Genomic DNA, 25,623 nt, shown 5'->3' with positions numbered 1-25,623 from the left:
GCAAAAAAACGGAGGGGGAATCCTCCCCTCCATTTAACTATACCTATTTTAGAAACTATCTTTAACAACGACTCGTTCTAATGGGAAGCGAGCAGTTCCGTATGCTTCAACTGCTGCTTTACCGACAGAGATCAGCATGGTGGGCACATAACGAGCAGGAATATTGAACTCTTCAATCAGTGCTGCAGGATTAAAGCCACCCATCGCTACTGTATCGTATCCTTTTGCTTTCGCTGCGAGCATAAGCTGCATCGCTGCAAGGGAGCTATTCTTTAGTGCTTCACTCATAGCGAAACCATCTCGCTCATAAGCACCGTTGATCTGGCTTACTAGCGTTTCTTTCACCGCATTCTCCATAAAACCTAGCTCAACAGCCTGACCGTAAATTTCTTCTGCATGAAGATTTGCCTCAAGATCGCCTAGAATTACAATCGTAGCTGAGCTATCTACGATTTGCTGCTGGTTAAAACCAATCGGAAGAAGCTTTTCTTTCTGTGCTTCACTTTCTACGACAAGGAATTTCCAGTGTTGCAAATTCCATGAAGAGGGTGCTTCGATCGTAGCCTTCAGAATTTCTTCCATTGTTTCTTCTGGAATTGTAACACCTTTTTCGAATTTCCTTACAGAATGTCGGTCTTTCATAACTTCCAATACATCTTGTTTTGTTTGCATATCTACAGACATTGTTTCTCTCCTCTTTCTACCCAAAAATATGTTTTCTTTATCATTAGCATATCTATATAACTTAATGTAACATATTTAGTTACAGTTAAAAACTGAAAACAATTAGCAATCGTGACAATATCTTCCCTTTTTAGTCGTGTTTTTATTAACCCAGTTTTGAACACCGTTTTTCATTTGTTGAAAAAATGAACTCGAAGCTCGTTCAGGGAAATCGATAATTAATTTCAATCTGGATAATTCAGTAGTCAGTTTTATCGCAAGTTCGGGATAGGCGAGATACAAGGCACGAAAAGAAATTTGATCAATTTGAATGAGCTCAACATCAGCAACTGTTTTTGCATACAAATTTTCATGTACAAAAATGGAGCGATTTCCGAGTACATCATTCGTTCCCAGAACAGCAAGCGGCTTTTCCATGTTTTCGGCATGATAAATCGCAACGCTACCTTTTTTGATAATATAAACATTCCGATTTGTATGCTCCGGCTTTATCAAGAATTTTCCATTGTTTCGCTTGATTAATTGACCCGAACGTTCCAACCTGTTCCAGTCTTTCCCATTAAGCTTACTTTCATAATTTCTTTCAACCAGACCTGTACCCATGTCTGCTCACCCCCAGAAGTATTATTGAAATTATTTTTGTTACAGTTTGACTATAAAACAAAAACAATCAATTATAATTGTTTTTGCTTCAGGCTTTGAATAATATCACGGATTGTGTATTGTTTCAAGAATGCTGTTAAGTGGTTCTCAGCATCCGTAAATATGTCGCCTAGCACATTTGATAGATTTGCTCCAACAAGGCAGTACTGGTTTGCATCCGGACACCTCGGTTGAAGTGCTCCAACTGACGTCAGGTTATAAATCTTATCAAGCGTAACATCTTCAACTCGACAGGAAAGGGTAAAACCACCACCAGCGCCTTCTTTTGAAGTAATATAACCGTTTTTCTTGAGTAAACTTAGAATTTTCCTCATACGAACGGGATGGACTGAAGCACTTCCGGCAAGATAGTCGCTTGTGGCCATCTTGCCGGGCTTGATCGCAAGGAGTGCCAGACTGTGTACGGCGAGAGTAAAATCACTATTCAATTGCAGCGCCTCCCAACACTTTCTTCACTTTCCATCCTATCTTATTTCAATTATAGCTTGCAAGAAAATTTTAACAGGGAACTACTTCCTTCGACTCATGTCGAAGCTCTTTAAGCTGAGCTGAAAGTTCCATAAACCATTCTTTATCTTTTGTTATTAATGCTACTTCAATTAAGTTTAGCAGGTATGATTCATCTTGTTCAAAATCCTGTTCTTCAAGCTGTGAAATACGATTCTGGAAAGTTTCAATTACTTTTCCTACTGTTTCTGGGTTATCACATTCAAGAACGAAAATCTTTATTGTTCCAAGATAGTTATTTACTGATTCAACATACCCATGGATCAATTCATCATGGACAGATTTTCCTTTTACCCAATCACTTTTTTGGTATAGAGATTGTTGATGTAGTTGATTCATCATTATTCTCCCTCCTTATTTGGAAGACTATTTTCGTGTTCCAACTGAGGTATAGTGTAATTTTAAATATTACAGTTGGTTTTGTCAAGTTTAGCGTTTGCCATTTAAATCGAACGCCTCTGCAATAAGCTTGTATGACTTCAGTCGCGATTGAAAATCGTGCGTAATCGTATTAACAATCACTTCATCACTCTGATAAATATGACCAAGTTCTTCAATTTGTTCTTTAACTTGTTCAGGAGTACCTACGATCATCCTCTTTCTGTTTTCCCGAATCCGTTCTTTATCAAACACCGTATAAGGGAAGTGATGTGCTTCATTTGGTGATGGAAAGCCTTCTCCCGATTTCCCCTGTTCAATCAAAAGAATGGAAAGATCGAGACTAGATGCCAGGTATTCCGCTTCCTCTTCCGTTTCACCACACACAACAAAAATCGCAACATTTGTTTTGGGCGTCTCGTTAAATTCAGATGGTACAAAACGATTGCGGTATCTATCAACTACATTTGTTCCACCATAACCATTTATAAAGTGAGCAAATGAAAAGGCGAGTCCACGCTGAGCTGCAATCATCGCACTTGCACCACTTGAACCGAGAATCCACATCTCAGGGATCGTGCTGCCAAGCGGGGTTGCTCGGACATCCATTCTCTCCGGGTCCTCTCCTTGAAGATAAGATGCTAATTCATTTACCTGCTCTGAATAATTGTCGATACCCATACTATTACCACCAGCAAGAGCTCTTGTAACATTAGGCATTCCACCGGGGGCCCGTCCTAATCCAAGATCGATTCGATTGGGGTTAAGCGTTTCAAGCATTCGGAAATTTTCAGCCACCTTATAAGGGCTATAATGCGGTAATAAAACTCCACCGGATCCGATTCGCATATGCGATGTGTTCGCTGCGAGATGCGAAACCAACACTTCAGGGCTAGAGCCTGCAAGACTTTTCGTACTATGATGTTCGGATACCCAGAACCGATGAAACCCAAGGTTTTCTGTTTCCTGTGCTAACCTAGTCGTCTCGCGAAGCGCTTCTATAGGAGTACTACCTTTTGAAACAGGAGATTGGTCAAGTACACTCAATTTCATATCTGAATCGCTCCTCTAATTGTAAAATTAATCGTTACAGTTAATCATATCAGCTTTTGTAATCAATACCAACAAAAATGCTTTTTTAAGCGTAGTGCTCTATCCACTTTATTGCCTTCTGGTCATTGTTACCCTTTTTAAACATAAAAAAACGGACCGTCACGCCCGTTTGGTTACGCCGGTCCATTTCATATTATCTTTCTGCAACGACTAGCTTCACTTCGTGTTTTCTTAACATCTCCTGCACTAGTGAATCAGGGATTTTATCAGTAATAATAAGATCAATATCTTCAAGCTTCGCAAATCGAAAAAACTCGGACTTTTGAAATTTGGAAGAGTCAGCCAGCGCAATCACATAATTAGACTGCTCGATCATTTTTCGCTTCACCATTCCATCTTCTTCATGAGCAATCGTTAGTCCCTGGTCTGAAATACCAACGACGCCAATAAAAGCGATATCTGCATAATAGGCAGAAACTTTTTCCACTACAGCTGATCCATAAAGAAAGCGATGGTCTTTTTCGAGTTTTCCTCCTAAAAGAAGAATGTCGAGTCCGGCACCGCTTGAGAGGATATCCGCCTGGTGGATCGAGTTAGTAATCACAGTAGCATGCTTTTCGATTAGAAACTCAGCACACGCCTGAACAGTTGTGGAGGCGTCCAGGATCACTACATCTCCTGTACCTACATAGTCTGCGGCCGCCTTACCAATTCTCTTTTTCTCATCTGAGACAACATTTAAGCGATCCTGATAACTTTTAATTTCATGACGTAATTGTGGAAGAACAGCACCACCTCTCGTTCTTGTTACAGCACCTTCTTCTTCTAACTTAACTAGATCCCGCCTCGCTGTATCTCTTGAAACAAGAAATAGCTCACAAATTTTATCGACAGAAATACGTTCGTATTCTTTTAGATAATCAAGGATCGATAACATCCGTTCTTCCTGGTACATCACGCATCCCTCATTTCCATTCGTTTACATTATAAGTGTTTATAAGTATAAATGCAATCGTTAATAAGTATTGTTTGTTTTAAATAAGTGATTGTAAGTTTTGGTCTTATTGTCCTAGTTATAGTGATTATAATCCTTTTATCCTTTTGCGCTTTAACCTGAAATAATGTATTATTTAAAACATTTAATAGACTATTGGAGGCAAAACATGAAGCAAATCATCGAAAAAGGTATTTTATTAGTATCCTGCCCAGATAGGGAAGGGATTGTAGCAGCTGTATCGAATTTCCTTTTCTCAAATGGGGCAAATATCGTGCATTCTGACCAACATTCTACCGATCCCGTAGAAGGACATTTTTTCATGAGAATTGAGTTCAGCCACCAGAATTTGAGTGAGGTGCTTCCGACGTTAGAAGAAGCATTTGCAGTAACCGCTGCCCCTTTTTCAATGGACTGGTCAATCACCCTTGCATCTAGAAAGGCTCGTCTCGCTATTTTTGCTACAAAAGAAGATCACTGTTTACAGGAATTAATCTGGCGTTGGCAACTGGGGGAACTACATGCGGAAATCGCTATGGTGATAAGCAATCATCCTGATTTCAAAGAGTTAACTGAAAATGCTGGCATTCCGTTTTATCATGTCCCTGTAACGAAAGAAACGAAAGTCAGTGCAACAGAGACTCACCTGCAATTACTGAAAGAACAGAACATTGATACGGTTATCCTTGCACGGTATATGCAGATCATTCCAGGTGACATCATCCACCTTTTTCAGAATGAAGTCATTAATATTCATCATTCCTTTCTTCCCGCGTTCATTGGAGGTAGTCCCTATCAGCAGGCCTTCGATCGTGGCGTAAAGTTGATCGGAGCCACTGCTCATTATGTGAACGAACAGCTTGATGAAGGCCCAATCATTGAACAGGATATTACTCGAATTACGCATCGGTACAACGTAGCCGATTTAAAGAGACATGGTAAAGATATTGAACGTATCGTCCTCTACCGGGCTGTCAAATGGCATCTCGAAAAACGAGTAATCGTACACGGCAATAAAACAATTGTATTTCAGTAACGTCCCACCAAACCAAAAAGCACCCGAGATGGGTGCTTTGCTTATTTTAGTAAGCCCATACTGCTCCAACGATAATCAAAAGAATAAACAGTACAACGATTAACGCAAAGCCCTGACCATAACCGTAACTCATGCAAACCCCTCCCTTCATACTATTTCATTCAAGAAAGGTTTAGTAGCCATAACCGCCGTAACCGCCGTAGCCACCTTTTCCGTAACCACCGCACTGGCCGCCGTAACCAGCTCCGCCAACTGCAGCTGCCCCAACGATAATCAAAAGGATAAACAGTACAACGATTAACGCAAAGCCTTTACCGTGGCCGCCGCCACGTACTTGTTCTTTTCCACTCATTAGAAAACCCCCTTTCCTGGAAGGTTACTAATACTATATGTCGGAAGTGAAAAGAAGGGTTAGGCGGATGTCCGTGGTCACCTCGAAATAATCGAATTGATGATTGAGGAATCAAATTATACCTGCCACTGCGAGTAAAATAATGATGAGAAGAATAAACAAAACAAGAAATAGGATTAGCTCATCCATCGAAATCCCTCCGGGTAATAGTGATGTAATAATGTATGCACCCTGGGCTTTACGGTGAATAGGACGAGTAGAGTATTAAAAAAAGCCCCCATCACAATGTTGGGGGCATCAAAAATCTTATTCCATTGTATTTCCTTTTGCCGGGATAGGGTTATTAGCAAATATCCTTGCGAAGTGAATGAGATTATACGCCATAGTTTTGGCATGTCCTGTTGTAAAATCATTCTGATAGCCTTCTGCCTCAATATAAGATGAGCCTGGTCCCGCTTCACCAACCCAGTAAGTATCAACATTTGGAGGTACCGTTATGCCGATATGTGAGAAGCCGTAAAGCACGGAAGCTGCAGCATGTTTCGCCCCATCTTCATTACCTGTAATAACGACTCCACCGACCTTATTGTAGTAAAGTGATTGGCCCTTTTCGTTTGTTAAGCTACTACCTCCATAAAGGCGTTCAACCGCGAGCGTTGCGATACTACTCTTCTCGCCAAGCCACAATGGTGTGCCAAGCACGATGATGTCCGCTGCCTTTACTTTATCAAAAATCAACGGCCACTCATCACCACTTCCTTCGTCTTCCGATATTCCGAACGCGATTTTGTAATCCGCAAGTCTGACGCTTTCTGATTCTACTCCTTCTTTTTCAAAGATGGCTTCGACCTCTTTGTATAGTGCCTCTGTGTTAGAAGTGTTTTTGCTATCCTTCAATGAACAATTTAGAAACAATGCTTTCATCAAATAAGTCTCCTCTCCCCATAATTTATTTATGGTACTATTACCTTTTAAAGGAAAAGTTAAAACAAAAAAACATCCGAATATAAGATCGGATGTATTATGTTTTATTCTGTTATTAGGAGTAGAGGCGGATCATTTAGAAACTTCATCATGTTCTGCCCATCTTCAGATACTTTCGCCCATGCTGGTGACTGCATTGCGTCTTCAAGCAGTTCTTTTGATTCAAACTCATTGTTGCTGTAAGAAAGTAAGGTTTGTCTGTATTCATAGCAGCAGCAACGTAATTCACTTCAGCATGCTTCACATTTGGTACGTCCTTCACAAGAGCCATGTGATTATTCTCATAATAACTCTTAAACTCGTTCACTTCTTTTGGATCCTGATAAATAACCATAATCTTAGCCATAGACAATCGCTCCCATCATTTCATTAGTTACTTTTTGTGTACATTCATCATAAAGTGAAACTTCCATCAGAGGGGGTTTTGCTTCATCCCCCTCTGATGGTTAGTTGAACCAATCGGACCTTTAGGGGCAGTTGACCTCCACCTAATCGTCTAGATTGATTTACATTCCTGAGGTGGGGGTTTTACTGCCCCTTAAGGCTGGGATAAATTACCCCGCTTTTGAAAAAACTACATGGTGAACCGATAAAGGTCTTACTTATTTTTATGGTAGTACCCGAGAACAGTTGTATTTCAATCTATCGCGCACTGAACTGCCGCTTCTTTTATTGACCAAACTCCTGGTCATTTTTGTTTGATTGTATCCATATTGAGGGAATCATCCGTATAATAGCAATATGATTACTATTACCTAGGAGGAGGTGAACCCTTACGAATTTGTAAGGGCCTGATTGGAAATTATTAAAATTATCGTCGTTATTCTGTTGATTGTACTAACTGCGTTTTTTGTCGCTTCAGAATTTGCTATTGTAAAAATTCGAAGAACAAGGATCGACGCTCTTGCACGAGAGGGAAATAAAAAAGCAAAATCCGTCCAGAAAGTGCTGGGAAACCTGGATGGGTATCTTTCTGCCTGTCAGCTGGGAATTACCATTACAGCTCTTGCTCTCGGTTGGCTCGGTGAAGAAACAGTCGAGCACCTTCTCCATCCACTGTTTGAACTGATTAACCTTCCTGAGACAATCGCCTCGACTGTAACCATTGCGTTAGCTTTTGCGATTATTACCTTTCTGCATGTGGTACTTGGTGAGCTCGCGCCCAAAACGTTTGCCATTCAAAAGGCAGAAAGCGTCAGTTTATTATTAGCAGGACCTCTGATCTGGTTCTACCGCATAATGTACCCTTTTATATGGGCGTTAAATGGTTCTGCTCGCGGTGTTGTTAGGCTGTTCGGTCTTAAATCTGCGAATGAACATGAACAGGCTCACTCAGAGGAAGAACTTCGTCTTATTTTATCCGAAAGTTATAAAAGTGGAGAAATTAATAAATCCGAAATGGAATTTGTTAATAATATTTTTGAATTCGATGACCGAATGGCCCGTGAAATCATGATCCCTAGAACTGAAATGACCTGCTTATTTCTGAATAACACTACTGAAGAAAACCTTGAAATTATGAAAACTGGGAAATACACACGCTATCCAGTTGCTGATGGAGACAAGGATAAAATCGTCGGCGTCGTTAACATTAAAGAGATTCTAACTCAATATAGATGGGGTGAAGAGCTCATTCTGAAAGAGTACATCCATCCGATTAACCATGTTATCGAAACGGAGGCCATTAAAACACTGCTCGCAAAAATGCAAAAGAGTCATAATCATATCGCAATTGTCGTTGATGAATACGGAGGTACGGCAGGATTGGTTACTGTTGAGGATATTCTTGAAGAAATTGTTGGTGAAATACAGGATGAGTTTGACATCGATGAAAAGCTCCCAATAAGTAAGGACGGCAATGGGAATACCATTGTTGATGGCAAAGCGCTCATCAGTGATATCAATGACCTTCTAGGAACGTCAATTGACCGTACCGATGTTGATACAATAGGCGGCTGGATCCTAACGAATGATATCGAGCCCAAGCAGGGAACAACATTTTCAGTTGATGGATACGAATTTACAGTACGTGATGTTGATGGACACCAGATTAAAGAGCTTGAAATTAAACAAGCGACTGACTAAAGATAAAGTGAAACTTCCATCAGAGGGGTTTTGCTTCATCCCCCTCTGATGGTTAGTTGAACCAATCGGACCTTTAGGGGCAGTTGACCCCCACCTAAACCTCTCGATTGATTTACATCCCCTGAGGTGGGGGTTTTACTGCCCCTTAAGGCTGGGTTAAAATAAAGGCTATCTTCCTAAACCGCATAACGGTTTTAGGAAGATAGCCTTTTGTTTAAGACAGAAGGTCAATCCATATTTTAATGGACGTACCAAGGATAAGGGCTGCAAGTACCCATTGAAGTACTTTTGTGTTTATTTTCTTACCAGCATTTGCACCAAGAGGTGATGCAATTAAGCTCGCTACAATCATAATAGCTGCTGGAATGAACAGCACCTAGCCCGTCGCTACTTTACCGACTGTTGAGCCGATTGAGGAAATGAACGTGATTGCAAGAGAAGATGCAATCGTCATACGCGTTGGAATTTTCAACACGACAAGCATGATTGGTACAAGAAGAAACGCACCAGAAACACCCGCCGGCAAAAGTTGCTACGGCTTCGTTTTCTTGTACAGCCTGCGCAGGTTCACTTCCGTAGGAGCGCTTAAAGAGGACATCATATATTTTAGGTACAGCGAAAATCAGGATCACTGTCATTCCGATTAAAAGAATCCCTCTCGATGCTTTCATTACTTATTCCTCCTTCTTTAGTGGAAGCGTAAACCAGAACTCACTTCCTTTTCATACTTCACTTTTGACGCCAATTTCACCGCCATGCAGCTCAATGAGTTGCATGGATATAGCGAGGCCGAGCCCCAATCCTCCGTACATACTGTTTCAGGACTTTCCAACACGATAGAAACGATCAAAGATGCGATCTAGCTCTTCTAATGGAATTCCACTGCCCTCATCACTTATAAGGAAAAGTGCGACCGTATCCACCTTTTTAATGTTTAAGCCATCTAGGGCTATGAATTTGATGGAGATGGAGATGGAAACACATACAGGTTGTCGCTTTGTTCTACGTAATATATTCGAACTCTCAAAACTAACTCTCTTGGCTAAACGGTTTTGTCATATAATCATTTGCGCCTACCGTAAGTCACCTCTAATAGGAGCCAGTTCAGCAAAACTAAAATCAACTTGAAGAAGGTTTACACCAGAAGAAAAGCGACTATACAAGCCACCAGTAAGCGCCAACAACTATACTGACGAGCGTGGCCTTTCTTTTCTCCCCCTTTTCCTTCTCTTATAAGATATCTTCATCTTACGAAAGGTTAGTGTTTCCTGAACAAAGAATTACGATTTGATTAACTATGATAAGTGCAACGTATATTAAACAAAACGTATCATTTTGATCGGCTAAAACCAAAATATCCAGGCGTGTCACCATTATTCTGGTTAAAATAGTTAAGTGGTGTTAGGATAAATGTAGAAAAGTTCATTTATAAAGGAGTATTCGCGATGAAAAAATACAATATCCCTGTTGAAGCGGCCCTCGAAGTGATTGGAGGAAAGTGGAAAGTCGTTATACTCTGTCACTTAATAGATGGTACCAAACGAACCGGTGGATTAAAGAAATTAATGCCTGGTATTACGCAAAAAATGCTAACCCAGCAATTACGTGAATTAGAAGACGACGGTGTAATTCTTCGTAAAGTATATAATCAGATTCCCCCCAAAGTTGAATATTCTCTCACAGAATATGGCTGGTCATTGAAAGGAATCCTTGATTCTCTTTGCTCATGGGGCGAGCAGCATATTGAGAAGTCGTATCCGTGTAAAGAAGACGTTCTTCTTCAACCTGAAGAGCGGGAACAAGACTCAATAAAAGCGTAACACCTAACAATACAGTGAATTGAAGATGAAAAAGCGGTACGCCGATTTCAGAGGCGTACCGCTTTTTCTATCTTCTTGCAGAAGTTAATTTATCAGGCGAAGGAAGCCATCGATCGAAAGCAAGTAATTTCGAGAAGAATGGCATGCTCAATAGCGTTGAAATAAATAATGTAAACACCACGATAAATGGGATACCCCATATCGAAGTAATGACTTCAGAAGATTGCTGTTCAAGGAACCATTTGATAATAAATCCATGGAACAAATAGATCGCAAATGTTCGTGATCCAAGCGGTGTAAATACAATAGGTCCCTCTGGAATCATGGAAAAGAACAGAAACATCACAGCTACGGTTCCTACATAATAAACAACTCTGATTAGCAGATCGGAGCTCGACTCATAGACATATGTGCCATATAAGATATCTGCAAGTCCTTCAATTTTGTACATATAGAATACCAGGAAAAAACCAGCGAGTACGACAGGCGCCACCCACTTCATAAATGGAAATCGAATAGGCTGCTTCTTACGGCCCATCACCATTCCTAGAACGAAAAATGGGAGAAAAACAAATAGACGATCAAGAGACAAGAATCTTTCAACTTCAAAGTAACCAACCATTAAACCTGCTCCAACACTTAACGGAAGCAATAGGCTTGTCTTCATTTTTAGCAAAAATGGTGAAATTAATTTGTAGGCTGCAATACACAGAAGAAACCACATTGCCCACCTTGGCGTAAAGATTTCAATCGCAAATGACTTTTGATACAGATTTGTGTAATAGATTGAATAAACAACTTGAAAGATCATATAGGGCAAAAGAAACGTAGTGAAAATTTTCCAAAAGTATTTTGTACCTGATGCCTTTCTAGTGAAGTATCCTGCCAGAAAAATAAATGCAGGCATATGGAAAATAAAGATAACGTGATAGAGACTATAAAGGAAACGTGATTCTTCAATAAAAGGAGTAAGCAAATGCCCTCCCACTACAAGCAATATTAGTATAGCTTTACTGTTATCGAAATAGGCAATCCGGTTTGACACTTGAACAACCTCCTAAAGCGGAATAAGAGACGATTGTCAAAATATCGTCTTCATCTATATACCCGCTATTTTGTAATTTCATCCTATTCCTTTGTAAGTTATTCGTATAATGCCCCCTTCATTCTGTCACCTAAACAAAAAGAGAGAATATTCCTATCATTTCTGGTTTTAAAACACGTCAAATTCACTAGACAAATGTAGTAAATCTTGACCATTTTTATAAGAAAACGCTTAAGTTAATAGAAAAATATATTTTTTCTGAATAATCTATTGTTTTTTTATAAAGAGGTCAGTAGAATGAATGTTATATTTTCAAACATAGAAAAAGGAGGCGGGAGACATGATCACATTTGTCGGAGCTATTGCGTTATTAATTTTCGGGTATTACGTATATTCAAAGGTGGTTGAACGAATTTTCGGCATCGACGATGATCGTGAGACGCCTGCATATACAAAAGAAGATGGTATGGACTATATGCCAATGAGCTGGTGGAAAGGTAGCTTGATCCAGCTTTTAAACATCGCTGGTTTGGGGCCTATTTTCGGAGCGGTTCTTGGCGCTTTATACGGACCTGTTGCTTTCATCTGGATCGTAATCGGGTCTATATTTGCAGGAGCAGTACATGATTATTTCTCTGGAATGATGTCCCTTAGGCACAATGGTGAACAATATCCGTCTCTTGTTGGCAGGTATCTCGGCCGAGGCGCCAAAGGCACTATCAACTTGATCTCAATTGTATTAATGATTCTTGTAGCTGCAGCATTTACTGCTGGGCCTGCACAACTTATGGCCCAGGTGACACCACTTAGTTTTACGATGAGTTTGCTATTGATTTTCGCTTATTTTGTACTGGCAGCTGTTCTTCCAGTTAACAAAATCATCGGCAGAATTTATCCAATATTCGGCATTATCCTCATCGTTATGGCTGTATCCATTGCGATCGGCTTATTCTTTATAGATAACCCGATTCCGAACTTAACACTGTCCAATCTTCATCCAGATAATTTGCCACTTTGGCCGTTATTAATGATTACTGTGTCATGTGGCGCAATTTCCGGGTTCCATTCCACACAGAGCCCAATCATTGCTAGAACGATGAAAAAAGAGAGTGATGGCAAAAAAGTTTTCTATGGCGCTATGATCGCTGAAGGCGTCATCGCACTAATTTGGGCAGCAGCAGGAATGACCTTTTTCGGAAGCACTGGTGGTCTTCAGGCGGCTCTAGCAGCAGGCGGCCCATCAGGAGTAGTTAATGAAATCAGCTCTTCCCTGCTTGGTACCTTTGGGGGCGTACTTGCCATTGTTGGGGTTATCATTCTTCCAATTACAACTGGTGACACGTCACTTCGGTCTTCTAGAATGATGCTTGCTGATTTATTTACAAAAAAGGAAAAACAGGGCAAAGTAAATGGAACCAGTAAAACACTTTTACTAACAGCTGTGGTAGCTACACCAACTTTCTTATTAACGCAAATTGATTACACGTTCTTATGGCGCTACGTTGGGTTTACGAACCAGCTTGTTGCAACGGTTATGCTATGGACTGGCGCTATGTATCTTGTAAAGAAGCAGAAGTTTCACTGGATTTGCAGTTTACCGGCTCTGTTTATGACAATGACCGTTTCCACATATCTTTTCCTTGCACCCGAAGGCTTTCACCTTCCTTATGATGTGTCCATGCTCATCGGTGGAGTAATCACACTTCTGACAGCCGCTTGGTTTGGCTTTCAATTATGGAAAGAACACAAAAAGAATTCACTACCTTTGGAGCAAGTCGCTTAATCAAACTAAAAGCAGCTATCCTCTTCCTCAAGAGAATAGCTGCTTTTTTATTCATGTGTATTATAAATCGTGAGTTTATGCTTAACCGATGTCCGTTCCTTCGGCTCAGGTATAACCGCTGGTTTACCTAAATGGAGCATTCCCAGGATGACATCATCTTTATTAAGACCTAGGTCTACCTTGAATTGAGGATCAAAAATAAACTCATTCGTTTTCCATACCGTTCCAAGCCCCATTGACCAGGCAAGTAGCTGCACATTTTGCATGAACGCACAGGTAGCTGCAAAATCCTCATGCCATGCTTTTTGCGTTGGTCCTGGCTTCATATAAATTAGAAGGTGAATAGGAATGTCCGTTACGAATTGCTGAAACTTCTTTCTCTTCTTAAGAATAATGTCGTTGGAAGATTCGTTCTTTAACCCGATACGAGACAGACTATCTCCCACTCTTTCTACAAGAGTATCGCGACCTTCTCCTTTAAAAAGGATGATTTCCCAAGGTTCTCTAATCTTATGATTTGGTGCCCATTTCGCATCTTCTAAAATGCTCACCACGACGTGTAAGGGAATATCATCAGGTAAGAATTTACGGATTGTTCTTCTTGATAATATCGTATCCTCAATTGTCTTATTTGTAATCATATGTTCGCTCCTTCTATCTACTTAACAAACCATGAGATCATCCTCGCAAATTCTCATAATAGATGGTTATCAATTGACGAACGTACTCTACCTTTATATTAATGATAATGATTCTCATTTTCAAATAAAAAAGAAGCCTTCTAGAGACTCCCTTCAATCTGGTAATAGGATGCGACGAGCATATCCATCACTCGGCTTGTACGAAGCGCTGATTCTCCCGTACTTGGAGATTCCCCTGCCCCGTTTAACTCGTTGACAATTGATTGAATCAATGGCTGTTGAACATGCTCCGGATATGTCATGCTAATATCCTGCTCACCTTCCACATTTTTAAGAATCATTGGTCGTTCCTGCAAAGTTGAAAATAGTAAGGATCCCTTATCTCCAACTATTTCATTCAAGTCTTCATTCTTATAAGAATTAAAGCACCATTGACCTGTCCCATGAACACCTGACTCAAATACATAAGAGCCAGACACAATGTCCTCTGCCTTATAAAGCCCTTCCTGATTACTAGCAAACCCGTTCACATGCTCAATTGGACCTAACAGGAAATCCAAGTAATCAAGGGTATGGCTTGCCAGATCAAAAAAGTGACCGCCCCCGGCGATTTCAGGTTGAACACGCCATGGTAAGTCGCCATTTTTCTCCTGGTCTGAGGCCTGCTTATGATGAACAGTGTTGACAAACCGCACGTTACCAATAGCTCCACTATCAATTAATTCCTTTATTTTAAGAAAAGCCGGCATCGCTCGACGATAGAAGGCGACGAATAACGGCACACCGTGATTACTACAGCCTTCAATCATTTCTCTGCACTCAATACTATTCAAAGCCATCGGTTTCTCAACATAAACTGGCTTTCCCGCTTTTGCAGCACGCAACGTATACTCTTTGTGGCTCGAAGGAGGTGTTGCGATATAAATCGCATCAACTGCATTATCTTCGATCAGGTCTTTAGCACTTGTATACCATTTTGAAACTCCGTGCCTCCTTGCATAGTCTTCTGCAAGTTCACCGTTTCGTCGCATAACAGCGACTAATTCTGAGTTGTCGGCTTTTTGAAAACCAGGACCACTCTTTTTTTCTGTTACATTACCGCACCCAATGATGCCCCAGCGAATCTTTCGCATTTCTCCACCCCAGTTCAATTAAAGTAAATTTGAAGGCTCCTTCTCAAGTTCCTTAAACTCATTCACCTCGTCCTTAATGCGAATCATTTTCGCATCGAGATAATGGACGATATCAGCAGCTTCCTTTAGTTCATTGCTTAACTTCTCGGGAATCTCACCTTCAAATTTATAGTAGATTTTGTGCTCTAAACTTGCCCAGAAATCCATTGCGATCGTTCGAATCTGAATTTCAACTCTCATATATTCAGGGCCCTTTGATAGAAACACAGGAATTTCAACGATTAGATGAAGACTTTTGTAGCCGTTCGGTTTTGGATTCTCAACATAATCCTTTACATCAATTAACCGAATATCATCCTGGCTTTTTATCATCTCATATATTTTATAAATATCTGTTGTAAAAGAGCAGGTGACCCTAACTCCAGCAATATCATTGATATGATCCTTCACATTCTCCGTCGTGACTTCAAGACCTTTTCTCTGCAGTTTATCCATAATACTTTCAGGTGATTTAATGCGTGACTTGACATGTTCGATCGGATTATGGTGATGAACAAATTGAAACTCATCATTTAATATCGTTAATTTTGTATTGATTTCATCTAATGCAAATTTATAAATAAACAGGAAATTTTTCCACTCTTCGATTCTTGCATGAAAATCGTTCGTCATGTCAGTATCATCCTTTCAACACATACAGTATCATACTTTTATAAACGAATTATGAATAAACTTTGACGAACTACTAAACAAATTGAATGATTGGCAATTGAAGGAATTGCGTAAAATAATATACAATAGGAGGTAAATACTGGCTAAAGTTAAGACTCGCTCTTTCATTCACTAAGGTTAGTGTTCAGCGCAATTGGAATGGGAAAGTTTGCTTTGGATTAATACAGAGATCGAAACACTGGTTATACGATTACCTTCGCCGCTTTATGTATTTTCTTCATTACCTTTACAGCTTACAGTCTAATTAGAAACCGTAAAATTGATAATAATTAAAACTGCACTTTTTTATTTCATCAGGAAATGAAAACAAGTCCTAATGAAATGAACACTCCACTTACGAGAAGAACGATAAAACAATACCCCATGATATCTTTAGCCTTCAATCCCGCGATTGCTAGTGCAGGAAGCGCCCAGAAAGGTTGTATCATGTTTGTCCATGCATCGCCCCAGGCGACTGCCATGGCTGTTTTTGGCACCGAAACCCCAAGCTCTTTCGCTGCATCAAGCATGATCGGCGCCTGAACAGCCCACTGTCCTCCTCCTGACGGAACAAAGAAGTTCACAATACCAGCACTAAGAAATGCAAAGAATGGAAAAGTAAACTCATTAGAAATTGATACAAATCCCTCTGAAAGCTGTGCAGCAAGACCTGATGCGACCATCATTCCCATGATCCCTGCGTAGAATGGGAACTGAATGATAATACCGCTAGCGCCTTTTACTGCATCTGTCACAGATTCAAGAAATCGTCTCGGCGTACCATGAAATAGGATGCCAAGAAACAGAAAACCAAAATTAACTATATTTAGGTTAAGCTCAAATCCACTATTTACAAAATAGTAAGTGAGATATGAAAGACCAACTAACCCAATTAAACCTGATACAACTTTACTGTTCTCCAAACGTTCAGCCGGCGTCATTTCCGCATCAAGGGCTGTTGCATGAAGGCTTCTCTCTTCTAATAATGAAGGATCGACTTGCACACGCTCATCCTCCGATGGTGACATAAAATAATTAACGATTGGTAGAAAAACAAATAATGAGGCAACGATCACTAAATTAAAAGCTGAAAAAATCGTTTCATTTGTTGAAATTAATCCAATCGCTTCTTCAGTAAAATGTCCTGGCGTCGCAATCGTTAGTGGGATTGATCCCGCTAGCCCTCCATGCCAGACGAGGAAGCCGCTATATGCACTCGCAATAAGCAAACGGTAATCTACCTTTTCTACTTTTCTCGCAAGCTCTTTTGCATAGAGGGCACCGATCACAAGACCAAACCCCCAATTGATCCAACTGGCCATAAGCGAAACAATTGTCACATATACGATCGCCTGTCCAGGCGTTTTCGCAAATGCTGCTAGAGAACCAAGTCCCTTTTTAAATAATGGGCTGCTTGCCAGTACATAACCAGTTACAAGAACAAGTACCATTTGCATCGAAAAAGCGAGCAAACTCCAAAATCCTTCTCCAAAATACTGCACCATTTGAACTGGCGAACTTCCTGTAAAAACCAACCCAAATCCAAAAACAACAAACGTTAGTAAAATAACGAATAAAAATGGGTCTGGCAAGTAGCGTTGCATGATTCGATTTGATACGGCAATTGATGCTTTTAACATTCCTACAACTCCTTTTATATGATCCCATTTCACTCCTTTCGGTAAACTATTTATATTTCCTTCCGCTTAAAGAAAACGCTTCCAAAAATAAGCATAAAGCCGCACGTAGGCGACTTCTTTAATCTGCTTTTCTATTAAGAAAATCCTTAACAAGATTGACATACGGCTGTGTTAAATAACTATTATAATGAACCGTTGCAAGTCGAACTGGATCACCGAAGAAGAAACGCTCGAATTGAGTTTGCCGTGAACCAAATGCACTCATTCCCAGGTCCCATGCCAGTCGGAACAACCTTACTCTTTCCTTCGCATCAATGTTCGCACCTTGAAGGTACTTCGATAGATCGTCCTTTATATCTGAATTGAAATCTTTCTCAGATGGAATGGAGATCAGTCCACTTGCACCAAGAAACTGAATGATCTCGATTAATCTCGGATAAACACCGGGAAAATATTGAATGGCTGCTCGTAGTGGTCCACTATTCGGCACATACGTTCCATAGCGATTTGGCTTGCTCGTTACTTCTGAAGACAGTAAGAGAGCTTTCATTATTTCAAGAGTGGTAATAATTTCGCTCATCTTCATTTTCACATGTTCATATTCCTGGATTTGAATGGCGTCGGAAAGCGTCTCGCAGAGTCCAAGAATATACTCTAGCTTCACAACCTGCCGTGCAACAGATTGAAACTGCAAAAAGGTATACATACCAGTTTCAGCTTCAAGGCTTACTACAGGCTGCAAGCTTTTATAAATAAAAACAAACTCCCATGGCACTAGCACCCGATCAAAAACAACTATCGAATCTATCTCTTCAAATTGCGATGCTAGCGGATGATCAAATACAGAATTACCATAGCTAAAAGATTCTCTACAAAGAAATTTCAATCCGGATGTATTCGAGGGAATCATAAACCCAAATACATACGAATCATCAGAATGACCAGCAGGAAGCACAAGCAACTCGTCAGTTAATCCCCCCTGGGTCGCGAGAAGGCGTGCCCCCTGAATAACAATTCCTTCTTCTTTTTCCTCAACCACTCTAGCTGCAGAATCATTAGAATCTTCAAAGTAGCTTTCACTTGATCGATTTACTTGAGGATTAATAAACGTATGTGTTATTGATAGATCCTGATCCCGCGCCTTTTCATATAACCTTCTAATGTTATCTCCAAATTCTTTACGCGCTTGAGAAAAATGGGGTGCAGCAGATCCTAAAGCCATTAGTAATGTATTCATATAATCGGGCGATCGTCCCATTAAGCCAGCATTCATTCTCGCCCATTCTTGAGTGGCTTTACGTCTATTCGTTAAATCCTCAATGGACTGAGGCTGGTGGTATGAAAAACCGTATTCCCCCACGCCATCTGTTAAAGAATAGCGAAAAAGTTTATGATTAGCTGGGTCACACTGATAATCATAAAGTGAAGCCTTGTTTTTCAAAATCCCTTTAAAAGGAGCCAGGCTCGACAATTTCTCTACACATTTTTCGCCATCGATCCACACTTCATTTTGGAGAGCATCAATTCGATCTATATACTCCTTACCATCAATCACGCAGTCCCCCCTTTCCAACTACTTTTTATTACAATATGCAATGAAAAAGTAGAAGGTAGTGCTTCTGTCCTCATTGCACCTGAATTGTAATAAGAATGTGGTTTTTCTCCCATACTTATTGAAGGGGGTTTTCAACTCAGGTGTTTTGTGGAAGAATAGGAGACAGCCTTTTGAAAGGAGCATGTGAATTGCATAAATTAACTTACTTACTCATAACAGGTTTATTGCTAGTTGTACTGGCTGCCTGTGGAGGAAACGAAGAAAGCAGCAATGACAAGACAAAAGAAGATACAAAGACAGAGGAAAAATCCGGGGAACAAAAACAGCCGGAAGTTGATAAAGTTGATGCAGATAAAGTCGTAGCTACAGTAAACGACAAAGAAATTAAAGGGGAAGATTTCAATGCCCTTTATAGCCAGAGCCAGATGCAATACGTTCAAACGGGACAGGAAGTTCCTAAAGAACAGCTTAAGCAATTAAAAACGCAGGTAGCTGAAAGCATGGTTGGCCAGGAACTGATCCTTCAAGACGCAAAGGATAAAGGATACGAAGCTTCTGACGAACAAGTTAAGAAAGAACTAGCAAGCTTGAAAGAAGGCTATGAAAGCGAAGAAAAGTTCGAAGCAGCGCTTAAAAAAAGCGACATGAGCGAAGAAGATCTTAAAAAAGAAATTGCAAAAAACATTCAATACACAACGTATATTGATAAAGAAATTAAAGTTGATGAAGTAACCGAAGAAGAAATGAAGAAATATTATGAGCAGGCAAAAGAGCAAGGTAAATCAAAAGAAATGCCAGCTTACGAAGATGTTAAGCCTCAGATCAAAAAAGGTCTAGAAGGTGAACAGAAGCAGAAGAAAACGCAAGAATTAATTGAAAAACTTAAAAAAGATGCAGATGTAAAAATTAATATTTAATGAACAAAAACCGTCAGAGAATTATTCACTGGCGGTTTTATTACTCATGTATAAATGTTTCTCTAACTCCTCCCGAATCTCATCTGGAATAACTTCACTCTGCTGAAGAACAAAATCGTAGTTCACATAGGTAGCACGCCCCTTTGCACATACCGTGTTACTTTGAGAAATCTCCTCATACACTTCAAAACTCTTATTTCCAATTCGATTGATCCATGTCTGCACATTAACAGATGTGCCATAAAATAATTGGGAAGTAAATTCCACATCCATTTTCAAGAGAACACAGCGCCAATTTTGAAATGCTAAGTCCGGCGTAAACATTCGAAAGATATCATCTCTTCCTGATTCAAACCAGACCGGGATCACCGTGTTATTTATATGTCCTGCTCCATCTGTTTCTGAAACACGCGGCTCAATTACTTTTTTAAACATAACATCACTCCTCTTCTTGAAAGTATTCGATTAAATGCTGCCCGCTCCCTCTCAAATGTTAGAAATATTTCTAATTGTAGTAAGTTATTCTTGTAATGGAGAAGAGCATAATTAATAGCACTAAAAAAGCTTCCAGATCGTTAAGACCTGAAAGCTTCTGATATTTTATTACTGATATTGTTCTTTGTTAATAAACTGTTTAAATTCAACGTTCGCTATCTTAGCGAGCGTATTACCTAACTCTTCGTCAGCTTGATAGAAGTTTGCGATCGCTCTTCCAGCAATGCTCTTATCCTCGATGCTATCAAAATCGTTAATAATGTTCTTCACAAGCGTATCCTTCGTATGCTGATCCCAGCTGCGATAAATACGTCCAGCCTGATCAGCAGGAGCACCGTTAGCACTATTCGGCTCATAATTCACATGACCTTTATGCTTATCATTATTCATGCTACCTTATTACTGGATCAGGCTTAAGGAAATGAATCACGTCCGGGAATTTAATGGCATCACGAATAAAGAAGATTGGCAAGGTATTTCCTACGAAATCATAGTTATCTTCTTCTGTATAGAACTTTACAGAAAATCCACGAGGGTCACGTGCTGTTTCCGGTGAGTGCTTACCATGAATAACAGTTGAGAAACGAGTGAAAACTTCTGTTTCCTTCCATTCTTCTTGTAGAAATGCTGCTTTTGTATATTTTTTCATGCTATTTTTCGTGACGAATACACCATGAGCACCTGCTCCTCGTGCATGTACAACGCGCTCAGGAATACGTTCTCTATCAAAATGAGCAATCTTTTCAAGTAACTGGTAATCTTCTAAAAGAGTTGGGACTGACCTAACTCTTTTTTCGAACTAATGTTCTTGTTTGTTATTCGAGTTACTTGTATACTATAATCTGTATGAGAAAGCATCTTACTTACCTTAAGGAGAGTGAAGAAATGAAGCACCAGGCGATTCCTTATTTCACGTTTGAAGGTACAGCAAGAGAAGCACTGAATTACTATAAAGATATATTTGAGGGTGAAATCACTAATGTTCAAACATTCGGTGATGCGAATTACGAAACCCCTCCAGAGCTTGATGATCACATCATGCATGCACGCTTCGAGAAAGGTGATCTCTACTTTATGGTTTCTGACGTATTCTTGAATCAAACAGTAACGGTAGGGAACAATATCTCACTAGCACTTGAACTTGATAGTGAAGAAGAAATTCAAACTTTGTATTCTCGTTTAAAAGAAAAAGGAACGGTGTATATGGAGCTTCAGGATACATTCTGGGGAGCAACATTCGCGAAAGTAAAAGATGCATACGGTGTGATCTGGGACTTAAACTACGAAAAAGAACAGGTAAAGTAAGTTAGAAGGTCGTCACGTTGGTGACAGGCTTTTTTGTTGAATTCTTGGGGGTGTGGTTTCGTGTGAAGCGGGGATCACGATTTTAGCCAATCAATTCATTAATTACTCCTTTTCTACTTATCTCTTACTCTTTCTCTCCCCACCACTCAATTCCCTTATTGAAAAAAGCATCCAAACCAAAAAAACCAGCTTCCCCTAAAGGAAGCTGGTTTAACCTTTATTCTAAATCGAGATCCGTTACAGCACCTTTCGCTGATGAAGAAACAAGTCGAGCGTACTTGCCAAGAATACCTGTCTTATATCTTAGCTCTGGTCTTACCCATTCTGCACGGCGTCTCTTGAGTTCCTCATCAGAAACATCGAAATTGATCTGCTGCGTCTCACTATCAATCGTGATTGTGTCGCCTTCTTTTAATAATCCAATTGGACCACCTACGAAAGCTTCTGGTGAAACGTGACCGATGACAAATCCGTGTGAGCCACCAGAGAAGCGGCCGTCAGTCATCAAGGCAACTTTACCCCCAAGTCCCTTACCGACAATCATAGCGGTAATGGAGAGCATCTCAGGCATGCCTGGCCCACCTTTTGGACCAACGTTACGGATAACAAGGACATCGCCCTCTTTAATAATGTTTGCTTCAATTGCTTCCGTTGCTTCTGCTTCACTATCATAAACACGTGCTGGTCCTTCAAAACGACTAATCTTTTGTCCAGACATTTTCGCAACTGAACCTTCTGGCGCAAGATTCCCACGAAGTACGACAAGTGGACCGCTCGCTTTAATTGGATCGTTCAAGGAACGGATCACTTCCTGGCCTTCCTTTAGAGATGGCGCTTCTTTTAGGTTTTCAGCAAGCGTCTTACCTGTAACCGTCAAGCAATCACCATGAAGCAAGCCATGCTCATGAAGTAACTTCATGACAGCAGGTACGCCGCCGATTGCATAAAGATCCTGCATCACGTATTTACCACTCGGCTTCATGTCAGCAATATGTGGAACTCGTTCGCGTACGCGTTCAAAGTCATCAAGAGATAAATCAACACCCGCGGAATGCGCCATTGCAGTTAGATGCAAGAAAGCATTTGTTGAACCACCAAGAGCCATCACAACCGTTATCGCATTCTCAAATGCCTCTTTCGTCATAATATCGCGCGGATAAATGTCTTTTTCAAGAAGTTCGACTACTAATTCACCAGCCTGGCGACATTCTTTTTCTTTATAATCATTAACAGCTGGGGTCGACGATGAACCCGGGATACTCATGCCCAGCGCTTCTACTGCAGATGCCATCGTGTTTGCCGTATACATACCACCACATGCGCCAGCACCCGGACAGGCATGGCATTCCACTTTATGAAGCTCTTCGTCATTGATGGTCCCTGCTTGATATTGACCTACAGCTTCAAAGGAGGAAACAATATCGATATCATTACCATTCAATTTTCCTGGCTGAATCGTTCCTCCGTATACATAAACAGAAGGAATGTTCATTCGGCCAATTGCGATTAAACAGCCCGGTGTCGTTTTATCACAACCACCAATAGCTACAACTCCATCAAGGCGCTCTGCATTCGTAACCGTTTCAATAGAATCCGCTATGATTTCGCGACTTGGGAGGGAATAGAACATCCCTTCATGCCCCATCGCAATTCCATCTGATACGGTAATTGTATTGAAAATCATAGGCGCTCCACCGTTATCTGCAGCTCCACCTTTCGCCTCGCGTGCAAGGCGATCAATATGTACATTACAAGGGGTAACCTCACTCCATGTACTCGCTATGCCGATCATTGGTTTCTTAAAATCTTCATCCGTAAATCCAACTGCTCTTAGCATCGAGCGGTTAGGGACACGGTTCACCCCTTCACTAATGACTTTACTTCTGATTCGTAAGTCTTTCTTGCCTTCCATCCTGATCACCCTTCCAAATCACTTGTATAATTAGACAATTATCTCAATTCAAAATTTATATTCTTTGATGATACTAGTTTTCATGCTTTAACGCAAATAATTATCAGAAATTTTACAGAACAATTTTTTTTGACTCATATATATACCATTCATTTCCAGGAGAAATGCATTGTTTACATGCACAATCACATGTTAAAAGGTTACGATATGGTCACGTATATGAGGTGATGAGATTGAACAAAGAAGACGACTTAACCCTAACCTTTAAAGCATTACCACACCCGATTAGGAGAAGAATTCTGGATTTGCTGAAAAGCGGACCTAGAACGACTACTGATCTAAATGATCAGTTTGAAGATGTAACTCGCTATGCGGTGATGAAGCATCTATCTCTCCTTGAAGAGGCGAATTTAGTTCTTGTGAGACGGGAAGGCAGGATGCGCCTAAATCACTTAAATGCTATCGCGCTCCAGCAAATTGTTGAACGCTGGGTAAGTACATACCAATCCAGCATTGCTTCATCATTATTATCATTAAAATCTAACCTTGAAAGGGGTACTCACGATATGGAAAACCAACAGAATTATAAGCACGATTCATTTCAAATTGAGCAGGAGCTTCGCATTCAAGCTCCAATCTCCGATGTCTTTTCATCGCTAACAGAAGGAATTAATTCCTGGTGGGCTTATCGTTTATGCGGGGAGAATTCGACTCTTTCGATTGAACCAGAGGTTGGAGGACGTTTTCTTGAAAAAGGGGAAAATAACCTCGGTGCACTCTGGGGCACTATAACGTATATAAATGCTCCCTATGAAATTCGACTGAATGGTGGCATGACAGGTGCTGTAAACAGTGCCTATAGCTATCAATTACGAGAAGAAAAGGGTGAAACCATTCTTTCCCTTTCTCACCATGCGTCTGGGTTGCTTGATCCTAATTGGCATTCAGCACATGATGAAGGCTGGAAGGAACTGCTCGGAACATTCCTTAAAAATTATGTAGAAAAAGGCAAAACATATACTGAGATGCAGAAATGATTCAAGTCAGGGTTAGCATTTCGATCGAACGACCTCCTGAAGAAGTCTTTAGGTATCTGTCTAATTTCGAAAACAACCCCAAATGGCAGAGCGGTATGATTGATGCAACATTCACTTCGCGTGGCGATCTTCGAGAAGGTTCGACTTATGATCAAGTTGCTACATTTCTAGGAAAAGAAATTAGAACAACGTTTGTAGTAACTCTCTATAAGCCCTATGATAGAATTCAGATAAAAAGTGTAAAAAGCACCTTCCCTATTACTGTTACGAGAGAAGTCGACCTTACTGATAATGGATCACTGGTTACTGCTATCGTCGAAGGAGAGCCCGGGGGATTGTTTAACATTTTAAAGCCGCTTCTCCAAAAAATGGTGCAGCGGTCAGTAACGAAGGATTATGAAAACTTGAAACAAATACTAGAACAGAAATCCTAAAAAGCCGGTCCAACAGACCGGCTTTTTTGTAAGGATTAGAATAAAGTAAAACTTCCATCAGAGGAAGCAGGGACAATTGCCCCTATCTCCACGTCTAACCTACTTTTTGAGGTGTGGTTTTACTGCTGCTTAAAGATGGGATTAAAGGGTCCCAGGCTCAAACGTTTTGCAATCCGTTTCTTCACTATTGCTCGCTTTATTTCCTTTGTGACTCACAACAAATATCTCGTCTGCGCCACATTTTTTTCCTTTGCGGTTATACACACAGTTAGCAACCTCACACATGACATCCATCGCCATTCCCCTCACCTCCTTATATATAGCTTGAACATAACAGAAGTGCACCATACCGGTTTTATTTAGCTGAATTTCCTTCTTTCTTCATAAAACGAAAAGATTCTCTTCTGATACATAAGTTAGTGATATGATTGTAAGAAAACAGGTGAAAATTGAGGTATT

General features: G+C 40.4%; 28 protein-coding genes and 2 pseudogenes. 8 read left to right on the top strand and 22 right to left on the bottom strand.

Translation table 11 applies throughout. The features are described from left to right. Window positions 1-48: 48 nt before the first annotated feature. From ABFG93_RS15250 to ABFG93_RS15225, 6 genes are all read right to left on the bottom strand, one after another. Window positions 49-684: a nitroreductase family protein gene (locus ABFG93_RS15250; protein WP_347548876.1), complete on the bottom strand. Its 636-nt coding sequence runs from the start codon at window positions 682-684 to the stop codon at window positions 49-51. 102 nt (window positions 685-786) lie between these two features. After that, window positions 787-1,287, bottom strand: a complete 501-nt coding sequence (locus ABFG93_RS15245; protein WP_347548875.1) for a Crp/Fnr family transcriptional regulator — start codon at window positions 1,285-1,287, stop codon at window positions 787-789. A gap of 71 nt (window positions 1,288-1,358) precedes the next feature. After that, window positions 1,359-1,775 (bottom strand): RrF2 family transcriptional regulator, encoded by a 417-nt coding sequence (locus ABFG93_RS15240; RefSeq protein ID WP_347548874.1) that lies wholly within the window; start codon window positions 1,773-1,775, stop codon window positions 1,359-1,361. Between the two features lie 70 nt (window positions 1,776-1,845). Next, window positions 1,846-2,196: an IDEAL domain-containing protein gene (locus tag ABFG93_RS15235; protein WP_347548873.1), complete on the bottom strand. Its 351-nt coding sequence runs from the start codon at window positions 2,194-2,196 to the stop codon at window positions 1,846-1,848. An 87-nt stretch (window positions 2,197-2,283) separates the two neighbouring features. Then, window positions 2,284-3,285 carry an LLM class flavin-dependent oxidoreductase gene (locus tag ABFG93_RS15230; protein WP_347548872.1) on the bottom strand — a complete coding sequence of 334 codons (1,002 nt, stop codon included), beginning with the start codon at window positions 3,283-3,285 and terminating at the stop codon, window positions 2,284-2,286. A gap of 193 nt (window positions 3,286-3,478) precedes the next feature. After that, window positions 3,479-4,240 carry a DeoR/GlpR family DNA-binding transcription regulator gene (locus tag ABFG93_RS15225; RefSeq protein WP_347548871.1) on the bottom strand — a complete coding sequence of 254 codons (762 nt, stop codon included), beginning with the start codon at window positions 4,238-4,240 and terminating at the stop codon, window positions 3,479-3,481. Between the two features lie 163 nt (window positions 4,241-4,403). On the opposite strand from ABFG93_RS15225, the gene purU reads away from it, so the two are divergent. Continuing rightward, window positions 4,404-5,315 (top strand): formyltetrahydrofolate deformylase, encoded by a 912-nt coding sequence (gene purU / locus ABFG93_RS15220; protein ID WP_431522095.1) that lies wholly within the window; start codon window positions 4,404-4,406, stop codon window positions 5,313-5,315. Between the two features lie 46 nt (window positions 5,316-5,361). Here the strand turns inward: purU and ABFG93_RS15215 are convergent, their stop codons facing one another. The 4 genes from ABFG93_RS15215 to ABFG93_RS15200 form a co-directional block, all read right to left on the bottom strand. Beyond that, a complete protein-coding gene (locus ABFG93_RS15215; RefSeq protein ID WP_136948892.1) occupies window positions 5,362-5,448 on the bottom strand; it encodes a YjcZ family sporulation protein in 87 nt (28 codons plus the stop codon). Window positions 5,449-5,487: 39 nt separating this feature from the next. Continuing rightward, complete coding sequence (locus ABFG93_RS15210) at window positions 5,488-5,667, bottom strand: YjcZ family sporulation protein (RefSeq protein ID WP_347548869.1); 180 nt, start codon at window positions 5,665-5,667, stop codon at window positions 5,488-5,490. Window positions 5,668-5,973: 306 nt separating this feature from the next. Continuing rightward, window positions 5,974-6,591: a flavodoxin family protein gene (locus ABFG93_RS15205; RefSeq protein ID WP_347548868.1), complete on the bottom strand. Its 618-nt coding sequence runs from the start codon at window positions 6,589-6,591 to the stop codon at window positions 5,974-5,976. A gap of 148 nt (window positions 6,592-6,739) precedes the next feature. Further along, complete coding sequence (locus ABFG93_RS15200; protein WP_347548867.1) at window positions 6,740-6,997, bottom strand: EthD family reductase; 258 nt, start codon at window positions 6,995-6,997, stop codon at window positions 6,740-6,742. A gap of 449 nt (window positions 6,998-7,446) precedes the next feature. On the opposite strand from ABFG93_RS15200, the gene ABFG93_RS15195 reads away from it, so the two are divergent. Continuing rightward, window positions 7,447-8,736, top strand: coding sequence for a hemolysin family protein (locus tag ABFG93_RS15195; protein WP_347548866.1), 1,290 nt, complete (start codon window positions 7,447-7,449; stop codon window positions 8,734-8,736). Between the two features lie 214 nt (window positions 8,737-8,950). Here the strand turns inward: ABFG93_RS15195 and ABFG93_RS15190 are convergent. Next, window positions 8,951-9,253: pseudogene (locus ABFG93_RS15190) on the bottom strand (TSUP family transporter); the annotation flags it as partial. Window positions 9,254-10,181: 928 nt separating this feature from the next. Between ABFG93_RS15190 and ABFG93_RS15185 the strand changes: the two are divergent. Further along, window positions 10,182-10,556: a winged helix-turn-helix transcriptional regulator gene (locus ABFG93_RS15185; RefSeq protein WP_347548865.1), complete on the top strand. Its 375-nt coding sequence runs from the start codon at window positions 10,182-10,184 to the stop codon at window positions 10,554-10,556. Between the two features lie 67 nt (window positions 10,557-10,623). On the opposite strand, the gene ABFG93_RS15180 is transcribed toward ABFG93_RS15185, so the two are convergent. Next, window positions 10,624-11,601, bottom strand: coding sequence for an acyltransferase family protein (locus ABFG93_RS15180; protein ID WP_347548864.1), 978 nt, complete (start codon window positions 11,599-11,601; stop codon window positions 10,624-10,626). A 340-nt stretch (window positions 11,602-11,941) separates the two neighbouring features. Between ABFG93_RS15180 and ABFG93_RS15175 the strand changes: the two genes are divergently transcribed. Beyond that, window positions 11,942-13,384: a carbon starvation CstA family protein gene (locus ABFG93_RS15175; RefSeq protein ID WP_347548863.1), complete on the top strand. Its 1,443-nt coding sequence runs from the start codon at window positions 11,942-11,944 to the stop codon at window positions 13,382-13,384. 47 nt (window positions 13,385-13,431) lie between these two features. Here ABFG93_RS15175 and ABFG93_RS15170 read toward each other — a convergent pair whose 3' ends face one another. From ABFG93_RS15170 to hpaB, 5 genes are all read right to left on the bottom strand, one after another. After that, window positions 13,432-14,025 carry a nitroreductase family protein gene (locus tag ABFG93_RS15170; protein WP_347548862.1) on the bottom strand — a complete coding sequence of 198 codons (594 nt, stop codon included), beginning with the start codon at window positions 14,023-14,025 and terminating at the stop codon, window positions 13,432-13,434. A gap of 140 nt (window positions 14,026-14,165) precedes the next feature. After that, entirely contained in the window at window positions 14,166-15,158 is a 993-nt protein-coding gene (locus tag ABFG93_RS15165; protein ID WP_347548861.1) for a Gfo/Idh/MocA family protein, read from the bottom strand. A gap of 18 nt (window positions 15,159-15,176) precedes the next feature. After that, complete coding sequence (locus ABFG93_RS15160) at window positions 15,177-15,830, bottom strand: GTP pyrophosphokinase (RefSeq protein ID WP_347548860.1); 654 nt, start codon at window positions 15,828-15,830, stop codon at window positions 15,177-15,179. Window positions 15,831-16,183: 353 nt separating this feature from the next. Then, window positions 16,184-17,509, bottom strand: a complete 1,326-nt coding sequence (locus ABFG93_RS15155; protein ID WP_347548859.1) for a short-chain fatty acid transporter — start codon at window positions 17,507-17,509, stop codon at window positions 16,184-16,186. 118 nt (window positions 17,510-17,627) lie between these two features. Beyond that, complete coding sequence (gene hpaB, locus ABFG93_RS15150) at window positions 17,628-19,064, bottom strand: 4-hydroxyphenylacetate 3-monooxygenase, oxygenase component (RefSeq protein WP_347548858.1); 1,437 nt, start codon at window positions 19,062-19,064, stop codon at window positions 17,628-17,630. Between the two features lie 170 nt (window positions 19,065-19,234). Here hpaB and ABFG93_RS15145 point away from each other — a divergent pair, with 170 nt between their 5' ends. Further along, on the top strand, window positions 19,235-19,981 hold the full coding sequence (locus tag ABFG93_RS15145) for a SurA N-terminal domain-containing protein (protein WP_347548857.1): 747 nt from the start codon (window positions 19,235-19,237) through the stop codon (window positions 19,979-19,981). Window positions 19,982-20,002: 21 nt separating this feature from the next. Here ABFG93_RS15145 and ABFG93_RS15140 read toward each other — a convergent pair whose 3' ends face one another. The 3 genes and pseudogenes from ABFG93_RS15140 to ABFG93_RS15130 all read right to left on the bottom strand — a co-directional run. Next, window positions 20,003-20,416 carry an acyl-CoA thioesterase gene (locus tag ABFG93_RS15140; protein WP_347548856.1) on the bottom strand — a complete coding sequence of 138 codons (414 nt, stop codon included), beginning with the start codon at window positions 20,414-20,416 and terminating at the stop codon, window positions 20,003-20,005. Between the two features lie 168 nt (window positions 20,417-20,584). Next, the gene (locus ABFG93_RS15135; protein ID WP_347548855.1) at window positions 20,585-20,866 is read right to left on the bottom strand and encodes a catalase-related domain-containing protein; all 282 of its coding nucleotides are present in this window, start codon (window positions 20,864-20,866) and stop codon (window positions 20,585-20,587) included. A 13-nt stretch (window positions 20,867-20,879) separates the two neighbouring features. Beyond that, window positions 20,880-21,260 (bottom strand): annotated as a pseudogene (locus ABFG93_RS15130) (catalase); the annotation flags it as partial. A gap of 101 nt (window positions 21,261-21,361) precedes the next feature. Between ABFG93_RS15130 and ABFG93_RS15125 the strand changes: the two are divergent. Continuing rightward, the gene (locus ABFG93_RS15125; protein ID WP_347548854.1) at window positions 21,362-21,781 is read left to right on the top strand and encodes a VOC family protein; all 420 of its coding nucleotides are present in this window, start codon (window positions 21,362-21,364) and stop codon (window positions 21,779-21,781) included. A 217-nt stretch (window positions 21,782-21,998) separates the two neighbouring features. On the opposite strand, the gene ilvD is transcribed toward ABFG93_RS15125, so the two are convergent. After that, window positions 21,999-23,693, bottom strand: coding sequence for a dihydroxy-acid dehydratase (ilvD, locus tag ABFG93_RS15120; protein ID WP_347548853.1), 1,695 nt, complete (start codon window positions 23,691-23,693; stop codon window positions 21,999-22,001). A 233-nt stretch (window positions 23,694-23,926) separates the two neighbouring features. Here ilvD and ABFG93_RS15115 point away from each other — a divergent pair, with 233 nt between their 5' ends. Continuing rightward, window positions 23,927-24,730 carry a helix-turn-helix domain-containing protein gene (locus tag ABFG93_RS15115; protein ID WP_347548852.1) on the top strand — a complete coding sequence of 268 codons (804 nt, stop codon included), beginning with the start codon at window positions 23,927-23,929 and terminating at the stop codon, window positions 24,728-24,730. Then, complete coding sequence (locus tag ABFG93_RS15110) at window positions 24,727-25,164, top strand: SRPBCC family protein (protein WP_347548851.1); 438 nt, start codon at window positions 24,727-24,729, stop codon at window positions 25,162-25,164. Before ABFG93_RS15115 ends, ABFG93_RS15110 begins: the two co-directional genes overlap by 4 nt. Before the next feature lie 141 nt (window positions 25,165-25,305). Here ABFG93_RS15110 and ABFG93_RS15105 read toward each other — a convergent pair whose 3' ends face one another. Further along, window positions 25,306-25,464 carry a DUF1540 domain-containing protein gene (locus tag ABFG93_RS15105; RefSeq protein WP_347548850.1) on the bottom strand — a complete coding sequence of 53 codons (159 nt, stop codon included), beginning with the start codon at window positions 25,462-25,464 and terminating at the stop codon, window positions 25,306-25,308. Window positions 25,465-25,623 lie beyond the last annotated feature (159 nt).

Source organism: Pseudalkalibacillus hwajinpoensis, assembly GCF_039851965.1.
Taxonomy (GTDB): domain Bacteria; phylum Bacillota; class Bacilli; order Bacillales; family Guptibacillaceae; genus Guptibacillus; species Guptibacillus hwajinpoensis_E.
Note: the sequence above shows the minus strand (reverse complement) of the source record. Positions and strands in the feature narration are given on the sequence as shown.

Coding starts and splice junctions, on each gene's coding strand:
- ABFG93_RS15250 (WP_347548876.1), bottom strand. CDS start 684: ATGTCTGTAGATATGCAAACAAAACAAGATGTATTGGAAGTTATGAAA.
- ABFG93_RS15235 (WP_347548873.1), bottom strand. CDS start 2,196: ATGATGAATCAACTACATCAACAATCTCTATACCAAAAAAGTGATTGG.
- ABFG93_RS15200 (WP_347548867.1), bottom strand. CDS start 6,997: ATGGCTAAGATTATGGTTATTTATCAGGATCCAAAAGAAGTGAACGAG.
- ABFG93_RS15105 (WP_347548850.1), bottom strand. CDS start 25,464: ATGGCGATGGATGTCATGTGTGAGGTTGCTAACTGTGTGTATAACCGC.
- ABFG93_RS15155 (WP_347548859.1), bottom strand. CDS start 17,509: ATGTTAAAAGCATCAATTGCCGTATCAAATCGAATCATGCAACGCTAC.
- ABFG93_RS15165 (WP_347548861.1), bottom strand. CDS start 15,158: ATGCGAAAGATTCGCTGGGGCATCATTGGGTGCGGTAATGTAACAGAA.
- ABFG93_RS15185 (WP_347548865.1), top strand. CDS start 10,182: ATGAAAAAATACAATATCCCTGTTGAAGCGGCCCTCGAAGTGATTGGA.
- ABFG93_RS15245 (WP_347548875.1), bottom strand. CDS start 1,287: ATGGGTACAGGTCTGGTTGAAAGAAATTATGAAAGTAAGCTTAATGGG.
- ABFG93_RS15170 (WP_347548862.1), bottom strand. CDS start 14,025: ATGATTACAAATAAGACAATTGAGGATACGATATTATCAAGAAGAACA.
- ABFG93_RS15215 (WP_136948892.1), bottom strand. CDS start 5,448: ATGAGTTACGGTTATGGTCAGGGCTTTGCGTTAATCGTTGTACTGTTT.
- ABFG93_RS15140 (WP_347548856.1), bottom strand. CDS start 20,416: ATGTTTAAAAAAGTAATTGAGCCGCGTGTTTCAGAAACAGATGGAGCA.
- ABFG93_RS15110 (WP_347548851.1), top strand. CDS start 24,727: ATGATTCAAGTCAGGGTTAGCATTTCGATCGAACGACCTCCTGAAGAA.
- ABFG93_RS15230 (WP_347548872.1), bottom strand. CDS start 3,285: ATGAAATTGAGTGTACTTGACCAATCTCCTGTTTCAAAAGGTAGTACT.
- ABFG93_RS15125 (WP_347548854.1), top strand. CDS start 21,362: ATGAAGCACCAGGCGATTCCTTATTTCACGTTTGAAGGTACAGCAAGA.
- ABFG93_RS15175 (WP_347548863.1), top strand. CDS start 11,942: ATGATCACATTTGTCGGAGCTATTGCGTTATTAATTTTCGGGTATTAC.
- ABFG93_RS15210 (WP_347548869.1), bottom strand. CDS start 5,667: ATGAGTGGAAAAGAACAAGTACGTGGCGGCGGCCACGGTAAAGGCTTT.
- ABFG93_RS15205 (WP_347548868.1), bottom strand. CDS start 6,591: ATGAAAGCATTGTTTCTAAATTGTTCATTGAAGGATAGCAAAAACACT.
- ABFG93_RS15135 (WP_347548855.1), bottom strand. CDS start 20,866: ATGAATAATGATAAGCATAAAGGTCATGTGAATTATGAGCCGAATAGT.
- ABFG93_RS15160 (WP_347548860.1), bottom strand. CDS start 15,830: ATGACGAACGATTTTCATGCAAGAATCGAAGAGTGGAAAAATTTCCTG.
- ABFG93_RS15225 (WP_347548871.1), bottom strand. CDS start 4,240: ATGTACCAGGAAGAACGGATGTTATCGATCCTTGATTATCTAAAAGAA.
- ilvD (WP_347548853.1), bottom strand. CDS start 23,693: ATGGAAGGCAAGAAAGACTTACGAATCAGAAGTAAAGTCATTAGTGAA.